General features: G+C 61.9%; 8 protein-coding genes. 6 read left to right on the plus strand and 2 right to left on the minus strand.

Annotated features, from left to right (window positions below; translation table 11 throughout):
- The first annotated feature begins 592 nt into the window (after positions 1-592).
- The 6 genes from dnaN (at position 593) to G1C97_RS09135 (ending at position 9,463) form a co-directional block, all read left to right on the plus strand.
- Entirely contained in the window at positions 593-1,717 is a 1,125-nt protein-coding gene (gene dnaN, locus G1C97_RS09110; RefSeq protein ID WP_100497195.1) for a DNA polymerase III subunit beta, read from the plus strand.
- Positions 1,718-1,776: 59 nt separating this feature from the next.
- A complete protein-coding gene (recF, locus tag G1C97_RS09115; RefSeq protein ID WP_169241498.1) occupies positions 1,777-3,087 on the plus strand; it encodes a DNA replication/repair protein RecF in 1,311 nt (436 codons plus the stop codon).
- Positions 3,084-3,554, plus strand: a complete 471-nt coding sequence (locus tag G1C97_RS09120) for a DciA family protein (protein ID WP_100497193.1) — start codon at positions 3,084-3,086, stop codon at positions 3,552-3,554. The genes recF and G1C97_RS09120 overlap by 4 nt, the downstream gene beginning before the upstream one ends.
- 363 nt (positions 3,555-3,917) lie before the next feature.
- Positions 3,918-6,008 (plus strand): DNA topoisomerase (ATP-hydrolyzing) subunit B, encoded by a 2,091-nt coding sequence (gyrB, locus tag G1C97_RS09125; RefSeq protein ID WP_100497192.1) that lies wholly within the window; start codon positions 3,918-3,920, stop codon positions 6,006-6,008.
- Positions 6,009-6,026: 18 nt separating this feature from the next.
- Positions 6,027-8,744, plus strand: coding sequence for a DNA gyrase subunit A (gene gyrA / locus G1C97_RS09130; RefSeq protein WP_335341358.1), 2,718 nt, complete (start codon positions 6,027-6,029; stop codon positions 8,742-8,744).
- A 146-nt stretch (positions 8,745-8,890) separates the two neighbouring features.
- A complete protein-coding gene (locus G1C97_RS09135; RefSeq protein WP_169241499.1) occupies positions 8,891-9,463 on the plus strand; it encodes a DUF3566 domain-containing protein in 573 nt (190 codons plus the stop codon).
- A gap of 89 nt (positions 9,464-9,552) precedes the next feature.
- Here the strand turns inward: G1C97_RS09135 and G1C97_RS09140 are convergent, their stop codons facing one another.
- Entirely contained in the window at positions 9,553-10,623 is a 1,071-nt protein-coding gene (locus G1C97_RS09140; protein ID WP_169241500.1) for a LacI family DNA-binding transcriptional regulator, read from the minus strand.
- Between the two features lie 82 nt (positions 10,624-10,705).
- A complete protein-coding gene (locus tag G1C97_RS09145) occupies positions 10,706-13,162 on the minus strand; it encodes an alpha-L-arabinofuranosidase C-terminal domain-containing protein (RefSeq protein ID WP_169241501.1) in 2,457 nt (818 codons plus the stop codon).
- Between the last annotated feature and the right edge of the window lie 174 nt (positions 13,163-13,336).

The raw sequence follows: 13,336 nt of genomic DNA on the forward strand, positions 1-13,336 counted from the left end.
CCCCCTCTCCAATCCGCCGCCAACCCTCCGCCCGTCCGCCGCGCACAGCCATCCCAACACCCCAATCCAGCAGAATCGCTCTGACAGAACGTTTTTCGATGTTTTGCGCGCCGCCCGAAGAAAAGTGCCGAAAACGGTCTGTGAAACCGATTTTCCCAGCCGGAAGACGTCCGCAACACGCCGGCCGGCGCATAAGAAAGGGGAAAAGTTATCCACATGGTTATTCACAAATGTGGGTAAACTCTGCGGATAAGTCGTGGATGACCCACTGTTTTCCTGTGGATAACTCGTGCATAAATGCACATTCGCCGTGGAAAACTCAAAACCGTCTTCGAGACGGTGGATAACTCGGCGACTTGTCCACCGGATATCCAGAAGTTATCCACAACAGCTCACTAGTTCTCCCACGTTGCCGCAGTAGGGGTTTCCCCACTTATCCACACTATCCACCGCGCTTATTATGACGATTACTTACGAACTTACGTAAAGGTCATCACCGCCACAGTAACGCCGCGAAGCCGGACGGCACCGAACCCACCTGTCAACAGCTAGAATGTTGCTCAGCCAATCTGATGAAGGGAACGAACACCACATGAAAGTCGAAATCGATACCGCAGCCCTGGCCGATGCCGTAGCCTGGACCTCCCGAGTCATCGACTCACGTCCCTCCAACCCGATCCTCGCCGGCATCAAGCTTGAAGCCATCGACGGAACCCTGCAGTTCTCCGCCTTCAATTACGAGATTTCCGCTCGCCATCACATCGAGGCCGGTGTGGACGAAGCCGGCAGCGTTCTGGTTCTGGGCAAACTGCTCGCCGACATCACCAAGTCGCTGCGTTCGGAGAAAACAATGCTGGCCACCGATGGTTCCACGTTGACCATCACTTCCGGCAAGTCGAAGTTCACGCTGCAGCTCATGCCGGACACCGAATACCCGGATCTGCCCGTGGTCCCGGCCATGCTCGGCCAAGTTGATGCCCAGACGTTCGTGCAGGCCGTCAGCCAGGCGACCGTCGCCGTCTCCCGCGAAGAAAATCGTCCGGTGTTGACCGGCGTGCGCATGCAGTTCCGCGGCGACAAGGTCATCATGACCTCCACCGATCGCTTCCGCCTGGCCCGCGCCACCTACACGTGGACCCCGGCCGATAGCAATGTTGATACCACTACGTTGGTGCGCGGCACCCTGCTCAAGGATGTGGCCCGCTCGTTGGACGAGCACCAGAACATCCAACTTGATTTCGACGCCGACAGCCCGACGCTGCTGGGCTTCGAAAACGCCGGCCGCGTCTCCACCTCCCAGCTGATCGACGGAGAATTCCCGGCGGTGGACCGCCTGTTCGCCGACGATTATCCGATTCAGGCCGTGGTCAACAAGCAGGACCTGCTCGACGCCATCAGCCGCGTGGCATTGGTGGCCGAGCGCAACGCTCCGATCCGCATGACCTTCTCCGGTCAGGAACTGGCGCTCTCCGCCGGTTCCGTGGATGAGGCCCAGGCCAACGAAACGCTGGACATCGACATGGATGGTGACGACATCACCGTGGCCTTCAACCCCTCCTACCTCAAGGAAGGTCTGTCCGCCGTGACCGAGCCGTACATTCGCATCAAGATGACGACCCCGGTCAAGCCGGTCGAGTTCAACGGTCAGCAGGAGTCCGATTCCGACGAATCCATGGATTACCGCTACCTGCTGGTGCCGATGCGCTTCAACAACTGACCCCTCCCCACTACTCCCCACAATCCGAAAAAACCCCGGTTTTCCGCGAAAAAGCTACGATGTATATCTCTCGATTAGCGCTCGACCACTACCGCTCCTGGAGTCAGGTAGTGGTCGATTTCGTACCAGGCGTCAACATTCTGGTCGGCCGCAATGGTCTGGGCAAAACGAATCTGGTGGAAGCCGTCGAAGTGCTCTCCACCGGCACCAGTCACCGGGTCTCCAGCACGTTGCCGCTGATCGAGCGCGGCCAGCCGACCGCCACGATTCGCGCGAATGTGATGGATGGTCGCGCGGACGGTAACGCAGCTGGTGATGCCGACGATCGCGCAACAGAGCAGGCCACCACCTATGAGGCCTCGATCCACGCGCGTGGCGCCAACCGAGCCCGCGTCAATTCCGGCTCTTCGGTGTATCTGCGCGACATCGTCGGAAGCATCCCCAGCGTGGCCTTCACCCCCGAAGACCAGCGTCTGGTGTCGGGCGACCCGGCTTCCCGCCGCGGATTCCTGAATCAGGCCGCCGCCCTGCTGGAACCGGACTATATGGCCACGCTGCAGCAGCTCACCCGCATCGGCCGGCAACGGGCCGCCCTGCTCAAGCAGCTGGGGGCCGCCGCGAACACCGGGCAGCCGATGGATGCGGCGCTCAGCGGTTTGGAGATCTGGACCGGCCAGTTCATCGAAACCGGCGTGGCCCTGACCCGTATGCGCAACCGGGTGGTCGACCGCCTTGCCGGGCCGTTCAGTGCGATCTACGCCGATCTGGCGGGCGGCGGCGAGCCGGTCCGTCTCACCTATGCCCCATCGTTCGATGAGGTGCTGCTGTACGGCGACGATCCGCACCCGCATATCAGCGAGCATTTCCAGCGCATCTACCCCGGCGAGGTGGCCCGTGGCGTGAACCTGATCGGCCCGCAGCGCGACGATCTCGAACTGACCCTGTCCGGCTGCCCCGCCCGCGAATTCGCGTCGAACGGCGAGATGTGGACCATGGCGCTGGCCTTGAAAATGGCGCTGTTCCGTGTGGTGCGCGAAACGTTGGCCATCAATCCGATCGTGATTCTCGACGATGTGTTCGCCCAGCTTGACGACCATCGCCGCACGCAGATTCTTGAGTTCGCCGGGCGTCAGGATCAGGTATTGATCACGACGGCTTCCCTCGGCGATGTACCGGCACTGCCGAGCCGTGAGAAGGCTCATGTGATTGACGTCGGTGCGTTGGCCGGTGTTCGTGACGGGAACGTTGCCGGTGCGTCGGGCATCGGCACTGCCTCATCTTCGACTGATGCCGGCGCGGATGCTGCGTTTGCCGAAGCGATGGCCGCGGTGGTCCGCGCTCGGCAACGTCGGTCTGAGGAGCGCTCGTGAAACCGCCGATCGCCCGTCAGCTGCATCTGGACGAGACCAAGCTGCCGGCCGAAGTGTTCGAGCGTATCTCCCACCGCGGGGCGATACTGAAGGACCGCCGGCGTCGGCGTGAGGAAGCCATCGAGAATTTCGGCAAGGCCGGACGCGACCCAGCCGAACTGGGCAGCGTGATGACCACCATCGCCGGCAACGGCGTGTGGTCTACGAATCTGAAGCTGGCGCAACTGCGCAATCATTGGGATCAGGTGGTCGGCCCGGGTGTGGCCGCACATTCGGCGGTGGCCGATTTCAGCGGCGGCGTACTGGTGATTCGTGCCGAATCGGCGGTATGGGCCACGCAGCTGACCTATCTGATACCTCAGCTGACCGATACCATACGCAAGAATCTCAAAGGACTGACCATCGACGAGATTCGCGTCACCGGGCCGGCCGTGGGCTATAGCCGCAAATGGGCCAGACGGAAATAAACAAGTCCGAATAATTCAAATCCGAATAAGTCCTTGAGAGCCCGGCTGCCCAGAGTGCATCATGCTCGGCTTGGGATCGGGCGGTTCCGACCGGGTTCCAACAGGGCGATGTCAGCAAGGCGGCCCGCGGCAAAGCGACTTCAGCGATACGCGCAGATGAACATACGAACAACGAAAACTGCGAAAAACCTGAAGAAACCGCGTAGAAGCCTCGCTATGGCGCTCGTCGTGTTAGACGAGTAAAATCACATGCAGTATGGTCAAACGGCTGGAAGAGCCCTTTACGGGCTTCATAAGCCATAATACCCTTGCGAATGACCTTCATTGGCGAGGCTGACCCTGTAGTCATTGGGAGGAAGCCTGTTGGCAGACGAAACCAGCAAAGAGGAGCAGCTGAAGGCGGCTGCAGAGCACATCAACAGTGCGGAGCTCACCGAGGGCGAGCTCGACGAGTCGATGGCGCCTGAGCATTACGAGGCGTCCGACCTCAAGGTTCTGGAAGGACTTGAGGCGGTACGTATTCGCCCGGGTATGTACATCGGTTCCACCGGCCCGCGCGGCCTGCACCACCTGGTCTACGAGATCGTCGACAACTCGGTGGATGAGGCGCTGGCCGGATACGCCAGCCATATCGAGGTCACCATCCTGCCGGACAACGGCATTCGCGTGGTGGATGACGGCCGCGGCATCCCGGTCGACGAGGTGCCCGGCGAAGGCGTCTCCGGTGTGGAAACCGTGATGACCAAGCTGCACGCCGGCGGCAAGTTCGGCGGTGGCGGCTATGCGGTCTCCGGCGGTCTGCACGGCGTGGGCATCTCCGTGGTGAACGCGCTTTCCACCCGCGTGGATATCGAAGTGCGTCGTCAGGGCTTCCACTGGACCCAGACGTATATCGACCAGCACCCCACCGCTCGCCTGAAGCAGGGCGAGCCGATGGCGGAAGGCGAGTCCACCGGCACATCGGTGACTTTCTGGGCCGATCCGAAGATCTTCGAAACCACCGTCTACGATTTCGAGACGCTGCGTTCCCGCTTCCAGCAGATGGCCTTCCTGAACAAGGGCCTGAAGATCAGCCTGACGGACCTGCGCGAGAACGATCAGGCCGGCGACGAGGTCACCGGCGATGACGTGCCGGACGCCGGCGAGACCCACCAGACCGTCACCTACCAGTACGCCAACGGCATCAAGGATTACGTCGACTATCTGGTCAAGACCCGCAAGGCCACCCCGGTCGAGGATGAAGTCATCAGCTTCGAGGCCGAGGACCTGAAGCTCGGCATCTCCGCCGAACTGGCGATGCAGTGGACCACCGCCTATTCCGAGGCCGTGCACACCTTCGCCAACACGATCTCCACCACCGAAGGCGGTACCCATGAGGAAGGCTTCCGTGCGGCGCTGACCAGCCTGGTCAACCGGTACGCCCGCGAGAAGAGCATCCTGAAAGACAAGGACGAGAACCTCTCCGGCGACGACGTGCGCGAAGGCCTGACCGCCGTGATCTCCGTGAAGCTCACCAACCCGCAGTTCGAAGGCCAGACCAAGACCAAGCTCGGCAACTCCGAGGCCAAGACCTTCGTGCAGCGCGTGATGACCGACAAGCTCGGCGATTGGTTCGACGCACACCCGTCCGAGGCCAAGAACATCATCCAGAAGGCCATCGAAGCCTCCCGCGCGCGTCTGGCCGCCAAGAAGGCCCGCGAGAACACGCGCCGCAAGTCCATCTTCGAGTCCGCCGGCATGCCGGACAAGCTCAAGGACTGCCAGTCCTCGAATCCGGAAGAGTGCGAGCTGTTCATCGTGGAGGGTGATTCCGCAGGCGGTTCCGCCATTCAGGGCCGCAACCCGATCACCCAGGCCATCCTGCCGCTGAGAGGCAAGATTCTGAACACCGAGCGCGCCAGCCTGGACCGCATGATGAAGTCCGACACCATCGAATCGCTGATCACCGCGGTCGGCGGCGGCTATGGCGAGGACTTCGACATCTCCAAGGTGCGCTACCACAAGGTCATCATCATGGCCGATGCCGATGTGGACGGCGCCCACATCGCCACGCTGAACCTGACCCTGTTCTTCCGCTACATGCGCCCGATGATCACCGCCGGCTACGTGTACGTGGCCATGCCGCCGCTGTACCGCTTGAAGTGGACCAAGGGCCCGCACGACTTCGTCTATACCGACGCCGAACGCGACCGCGTGCTTGCCGAGGGCAAGGCTTCCGGCCGTCAGCTGCCCAAGGGCGAAGGCATCCAGCGTTACAAGGGTCTGGGCGAGATGAGCTATCAGGAGCTGTGGGAGACCACCATGGACCCCGAACACCGCATCTTGAAGCAGGTGCATATCGAAGATGCCGCAGCAGCCGATGAGACCTTCTCGATGCTGATGGGCGACGAAGTGGAGCCCCGCCGACTCTTCATCCAACGCAACGCCAAGAACGTGCGCTGGATTGACGCCTGATAACTAAAGGAAAACGAAGTGGCAGACGAAACGAACAACAACGAGAACGATCAGAACGACGAGCAGTTCACGCCGGACGGCTCGATGGAGCCGTTGAGCCCGCAGGAGGCAGATACTACCGACTACGGTCTGATGGAAAGCGGCGAACGCATCCAGCGCAAGGACCTGCAGCAGGAGATGCGCGAATCCTATCTGGCATACGCGCTTTCCGTCATCGTCGAGCGCGCCCTGCCGGATGTGCGCGACGGTATGAAGCCGGTGCACCGCCGTGTGGTGTACGCGATGTACGACGGCGGCTACCGTCCGGATCGCGGCTATAACAAGTGCTCGCGCGTGGTCGGCGATGTGATGGGTAAGTACCACCCGCACGGCGACTCCGCCATCTACGACACCCTCGTGCGTATGGCCCAGTCCTGGTCGATGCGCTACCTGCTGGTGGACGGTCAGGGCAACTTCGGCTCCCCCGGCGACGACCCGGCAGCCGCCATGCGTTACACCGAATGCCGTATGGCGCCGCTCGCCATGGAAATGGTGCGTGACATCGACAAGGACACCGTCGATTTCGTACCGAACTACGACGGCAAGACGCAGGAGCCGACCGTGCTGCCGGCCCGCTTCCCGAACCTTCTGGTCAACGGTTCCGCCGGCATCGCCGTGGGTATGGCCACCAACATTCCGCCGCACAACATGCGCGAGGTGGCCGAAGGCGTGCATTGGGCGCTGGAGCACCCGGACGCCAGCCGTGAGGAGCTGCTGGAGAACCTGATCCGCATCATCAAGGGACCGGACTTCCCCACCGGCGCCACGATTCTGGGACACAAGGGCATCGAACAGGCCTACCGTACCGGCCGAGGCCTGATCACCATGCGTGCCGTGGTCAACACCGAGGAAATCAACGGCCGCATGTGCCTGGTCGTCACCGAGCTGCCGTACCAGGTCAACCCGGACCGACTGGTCGTCTCCATCCGCGAGGCCGTGCGCGACGGCAAGATTCAGGGCATCGCCGACATGCGCGACGAGACCTCCGGCCGTACCGGCCAGCGCCTCGTGCTGGTGCTGAAGCGCGACGCCGTGCCGAAGGTGGTGCTGAACAACCTGTACAAGCACTCCCAGCTGCAGCAGACGTTCGGCGCGAACATGCTGGCGCTGGTCGACGGCGTGCCGCGCACACTGTCGCTCGACGCGTTCATCCGCCACTGGGTGAGCCACCAGCTCGACGTGATCGCCCGTCGTACCGCGTATCTGAAGCGCGAGGCCGAAGAGCGCGACCACATCCTGCAGGGTCTGCTCAAGGCGCTGGATGCCATCGAAGAGGTGATTCGCCTCATCCGCTCCAGCCAGGGCCGTGAGGACGCTCGTCCGAAGCTGATGGACTTCCTGGGCATCGATCAGGTGCAGGCGGACGCCATCCTGTCGATGCAGCTGGTGCGTCTGGCCAATATGGAGGCCCAGAAGATCATCGACGAGCACAATGAGCTGCAGCGTCGCATCGCCGACTACATCGACATCCTCGCCAAGCCGGAACGCCAGCGCAAGATCGTGGGCGATGAGCTCGACGAGATCGTGGCCAAGTACGGCGACGAACGCCGCACGCGCATCCTGCCCTTCAGCGGCGAAATGAACGTCGAGGACCTGATCGCCGAGGAGAACGTGGTGGTCACCGTCACGCACTCCGGCTTCATCAAGCGCACCAAGGCCGACGAATACCGAGCCCAGCACCGCGGCGGCAAGGGCATCAAGGGTGCCAAGCTGCGCGAGGACGACGTGGTGGATCACTTCTTCCTGACCTCCACGCACAACTGGCTGCTGTTCTTCACCAACAAGGGCCGCGTGTACCGTATCAAGGCCTACGAGCTGCCGGAGGGGTCACGCGACTCCAAGGGCCAGCATGTGGCCAACCTGCTGCAGTTCGGGCCGGATGAGGCCATTCAGACCGTGCTGTCCATCCCGAACTATGAGGTGGCCAAGTATCTGGTGCTCGCCACGCGTTCGGGCAAGGTCAAGAAGACGCCGTTGGCCGAATATGATTCGCCGCGTCAGGGTGGTCTGATCGCCGTGCGTCTGATGGCTGACGAGAACGGCGAGAACGCCGACGAACTGATCGGTGCCGCACTGTGCAACGCCGAGGACGACATCATTCTGGTCTCCAAACTGGGCATGAGCCTGAAGTTCGAGGCCAACGACGAGCAGCTGCGCCCGATGGGCCGCCAGACCGCCGGCGTGCAGGGTATGAAGTTCCGCGACGGCGACGAGCTGCTGGCCATGGACGTGGTGCCCAACGATTCCGACAAGGATCTGTTCGTGGTGACCAACGAAGGCTTCGCCAAGCGTACGGCCATCTCCGAGTACCGTCTGCAGGGCCGTAACGGCCTGGGCATCAAGGCCGTGCAGTTGGTCGAGGGCCGTGGTGCGCTGGTCGGTGCGCTGGTGGTGTCCGAAGATGATCAGGTCATGGCGATTATGAAGTCCGGCAAGGTGATCCGTTCCGACGTGGACGAGGTCAAGCGCACCGGTCGCGCCACGCAGGGCGTCACCTTCGCCAAGCCGGACAAGGGCGACGAGATCCTGTCCATCGCGCGTAACGAGGAGAAGGACGAGGAAGACGCCGAAGCCGCTGAGCAGTCGGCTGAGGTCCAGGCTTCCGCTGCTTCCGCCGCCTCCGCTGCCTCTGCGGGCACCGAGTCTGCGGACCATGCCGCCGACGAATCTGTGGCTGATTCCCCAGCCGAGGACTGATTCGACCACCTCAATCCGGTGAGAATGTGAACAAGCCGGACGCCATACGATAGGCGTCCTGAAACACTGGTAGCCTCGCTAAGAAGTGGGGCTACCATAACCCTGTCAGTAGGCAGCCTCTGTAGGGAGTCCTGTAAGGAGAAACGATGAGCGAGAACCTCGAAAACGACGAGCCCGCAGTGATTCAGCCCCAGAACGAGTACGACGTGAACCAGTCGGCCGAACCGCTCAGCGGTTCCGCTCCGATCTCCGGTCACGCTCCTCGCAAGGCACGTTCCGTGTCCAGCGATCCGGAGGAGTCTGCACTGCCGTCCGGTACCACGCCGGTGCGTCCGGCTCCGCGCCGCAGCGCTCCGCGCGCCCGTCGCATGAGCCTGTCCCTGACCCGCGTGGATGCCTGGTCCGTGGCCAAGGTGACGTTCATGCTTTCCATCGCCGGTGCGATTATTCAGGTGGTGGCCGCCGCTCTGGTGTGGCTGCTGCTCGATCTGGCCGGCGTTTTCGGACAGATTACGCAGATCGTTTCCTCCACCGGTCTTGACGCCGACGGTTTCGACTTGAAGAACGTGCTGTCCCTGACCACCGTGGTTTCCGGCGTGACCATCTTCTCAATCGTTGAAGTGGTGATCTTCACGCTGCTCGCCACCATCATCGCACTGATCTACAACGTGGTCAGCTCCTTGGTCGGCGGCGTACACCTGACCCTCGGCGACGACTGATCGAACGGTACTGCGAACACTGCTCATACGTAAAAAGCGGCCTTGCGGGGCCGCTTTTGTGTTATCGGAATCGACTGAGAGCTGATTCCTTAGGCGGATTCGCGCTGGGCGATGCGGAAGTCGGCCACGATGCGCTGGCGCTCGCGGTCCGATTCGTCATCGATGCGTTCGATCAGCAGGTCCACCGCCTTCTGGGCGACCATCGGGATATCGACCGCAACGGTGGTCAACGAAGGCGTCATGATGGCCCCCATGTCAATGCCGTCGAAGCCCATCACCGCGATATCGTCCGGCACACGTAATCCGATGTCTTTGAGTCCGCGAATCACGCCGAACGCGGTGGTATCGGTCATGCAGAACAGCGCGTCGCAGGAGCGCACCAGATCGGCGTTGCCGGCGATGGCCTTGCGAGCATCCGTGTCCGTCCACGGCGTGGCGATGATCGGCACGTCCTCCCACTGCACGCCAAGCTTCTCAAAAGCGTTGCAGCAGCCCATCAGACGACGGTGGAGGGTGTCGTTGATGTCGAATGTCGCACTGCTGTCGTTGTCTTCACCGGCTGCATTGACAAGGTTTTCGCCAAGCCCTCCAACGATGCCGATATGCCGTTTGCCGGTGCTCCAGAGATATTCGATGGCGGCCTGTGCGCCGGCTTCGCTCGGAGTCAGAATCGTATCGAGATCCTGCTGGGGACGGTCGTCGTCCAGCAGCACGGTCGGCCGATGATTGGACAGTTGCTCGATTTCCGAGGCAGACAGTCGGCTGGAACTGAAGATCAGACCGTCGCAGAACTGGTTGGAGACCCGTTCGATGATGGAGCGTTCGTTCTCCGCATTGATGCGGGTCTCCTGCACCACGGTCTGGTAGCCGCGCTTTTCCGCAGCCTGCGAGATCAGGGAGGCGAGCTGGGAGGGATACGGACGGTCAAGCTCGAAAATGGCCAAGCCTATGGTGCTGAAGTTGCGTCCATGTCGGCTGGTGGAGACGCGCAGGCTTCGGGCGGACAGACTGGTGGTGTTGAGCCGGTAATGCAGCTTGTCGGCCGCCTCGCGCACGCGCCTGGCCGTCTCCGGTGTGACGTTCGTATTGCCGCGCAACACGTTGGAAACGGTCATGGCGGAGACTCCGGCCTCGCGTCCGACATCTTTCATGGTGACCATAGGAACCCCTTTGCTGTCCACCAATATAGCGAACCGGGTGGTTTTATCGTTACAGTACTGGTTGTTGTTCGCCAACCGATCGTCACTGCGGCAGCTGGAAGACGGTGAACGAATACGGCTCGACCTGCCACGAGGACAAGTCGTCTGCCGTTACGGTGACCGTCCGCGGACGTACGGGAGCGGGCTCAAAGGGCTTGCCGGCATCCCAATCGGCGGCAAGTACGGTGGCCGTACCGTGCGTTGCGCTGGTCAGCAGCGGCTCGTCGCCATCGAGCGTAATGTACTGCGGCTGATCAGTGGCGTTTACGATGCGAACGATAAGCTCGCCGTTCGTATTGCGCCCGGCGTGGGCCACGAATCGAGTCTGTGCGCTGTTGTCCTGATAGTCGTGGATCGGCTGGCCATTGAGCTTGACTCGTACTCGACTGCCCTGACCGGACACTTCGAACGTTACGTGGTAGTCGATATTCGATTCCACGCCGCCCTCGTACGCCGGTACGGCCTCGTCCTGAAGGCCGTCGCCCACGCGCTTCAAGATGTAGTACTTGTTGCCCCAGTCGCCGAACGCCCAACGGAAGTAGTCGGAGCCGGTCAGCGCGCCGAAATCAATGATCAGCCCATCCTCGCCGTCCGTGCGGCGTACCGTGAAATCGATGCGGTACTCGTCGGCCGGCACCTTGAGGCCGGTGTCGAGCGCGGTACCTGCGCCGGTGAGCGTCAGCGCGGGCGAGGTGACGGTCTGCTCGGTACCGTCGGCGTTCTTCGCGGTGATGCGAATGCCGCTGAACACGAACGTGCCCTGATCCACGCTGGAGAAGCGCAGACCGGTCCAATCGCGGGGTGCTGGCGTGAACCGTGGCGCGTTGTCCACTGCAGTGGGCAGCACATGGCTCATCGTGGTGCGCGTATACATCTGCTGCACCCAGTAATTGAGCGTGGGCATCACCTGTTCGTTATCGAAGTAGATGAGGTCGGGATTCCACTGCGTATGCGCCAAACGGCCGAACAGCGGCGCGTAGGAGGCCATACGAACCGTGTTGCCGTTGCGTTCGATGGAGGTCATGATCGCGGCTTCGGCCAGCGCGCTGATCTGCATGTTCGACCATGACCCGTATTCGCCGATATAGGTGGCCGGTCCGTTGGGATCGCGGCCATCGTAATGGTCGAGGTGCGAGAACCACCATTGCGGCGACTTGTAGGCGTGTTCGTCGATCATGTCGAGATGCTTGGTACGGGCGAACGACCAGCCGGCTTCATAGTTCTCGCCGTTGGGAACCGGCCCGGCGGTGCCGATGACGGCAATGTTCGGGTACTCGCGCTTGACGGCGTCGTGAATCATCGTGAATCGTTCACGGAACGCCTCGTTGACCGCATCCTCATTGCCGAGACCCAGATATTCCAGCCCGAACGGCTCCGGATGGCCGGCTGCGGCGCGCTTGGCGCCCCATGGTGAGGTGATGGGGCCGTTGGCGTATTCGATGAGATCCAGCGCGTCCTGGACGAATGCTCCCATCTGGTCCATGGGCACGGTGGTCACTCCCCCGGCCGTGTTCTGGCAGGAGACGCCTACCGGCAGCACCGGCAGCGGCTTGGCGCCGATGGCTTCGCACAGGAGGAAATACTCGTGGAAGCCGATGGTGAAGGACTGATAGTAGCCCCAATAACCGTACTGGTGCGGGCGATGCTCGACCGGTCCGATGGTGCGTTTCCAGCGGTACATGTTGTCCACTTCCACGCCGTGGGTGATGCAGCCGCCGGGGAAGCGCATGAAGCGAGGATGCAGGTCGCGCAGGGCCTGTACGAGATCCTCGCGGAACAGACGCGGGCTGCCGTCGCTGCCGCAGGGGCGGAGTGATACCCAATCGATGCGGAAGGTGGCGTTTATGGTGCATGCGGTGCGTGCGCCGGGGTCGGTGCAGTCATTGCCGTTGCCACTATCGGCCATGGCCACCGTCAGTCGCAACGCGCCTTGCGCAGTGGCTGCGGCGCAATCCAGCGTGAATCTGATGTGCTGCCAGCCGCGGGAGTCGGCAATGGTGACTTCGGCGTGCGCCAAAGGCGAGGTTTCGTTGGCGGCCGCGGCAGGCGAGTCATCGATGAGTTCGGCGATTGCCGTCACATCGGCACCATCCGTACGTACCCAAGCCGAGCACTCGTACTGTTGGCCGGCGGTCAGCGGGATGCCGTCGAATCCACGATTGACGAGCGTAGTGCGGCCGCCGGTGAGTCGGACGGCCAGATGATGCGGGTTCTCGGCCGCCACCGGTTCGTCGGTGCGGATCGACACGTCACGGTAGCCGGTGCTGTGCCGGGCGTCTTGCTGGGCGATGGTCCAGCCGAACAGGTGACTCCAGCGGGGGTTGTCCGTGCGGTTGTATTCGAACGCGCCGTTCTGTATGAGGTCGGCGTTCAGGCCCCCGTCCACCGCATAGTTGATGTCCTCCAGAAAGATGCCCCACAGGTCCGGGCTGATGGGTGTGCCCGGCTGGCTGTTGCGCACTGATATCGTGACCGGCTGCTGTGCCTTGACATCCGTCATGGATACTCCTTGATAACAAGTCGATAACGCTGGCTTCGTTGGTTTGGCAAATCTATATTATCGATAATACCATGTGGTGTATCGATAAAGTTATCGATACAAGGCAGTTCTCCCCTCCCGTAGCCTCTCTTTATGCGAAAATGACTCACTGAACGAAAGTCAGTGAGTCATTTT

It is taken from the genome of Bifidobacterium olomucense (assembly GCF_012932375.1).
GTDB classification, from domain to species: domain Bacteria; phylum Actinomycetota; class Actinomycetes; order Actinomycetales; family Bifidobacteriaceae; genus Bifidobacterium; species Bifidobacterium olomucense.

Coding starts and splice junctions, on each gene's coding strand:
- dnaN (WP_100497195.1), top strand. CDS start 593: ATGAAAGTCGAAATCGATACCGCAGCCCTGGCCGATGCCGTAGCCTGG.
- recF (WP_169241498.1), top strand. CDS start 1,777: ATGTATATCTCTCGATTAGCGCTCGACCACTACCGCTCCTGGAGTCAG.
- G1C97_RS09135 (WP_169241499.1), top strand. CDS start 8,891: ATGAGCGAGAACCTCGAAAACGACGAGCCCGCAGTGATTCAGCCCCAG.
- G1C97_RS09140 (WP_169241500.1), bottom strand. CDS start 10,623: ATGGTCACCATGAAAGATGTCGGACGCGAGGCCGGAGTCTCCGCCATG.
- G1C97_RS09145 (WP_169241501.1), bottom strand. CDS start 13,162: ATGACGGATGTCAAGGCACAGCAGCCGGTCACGATATCAGTGCGCAAC.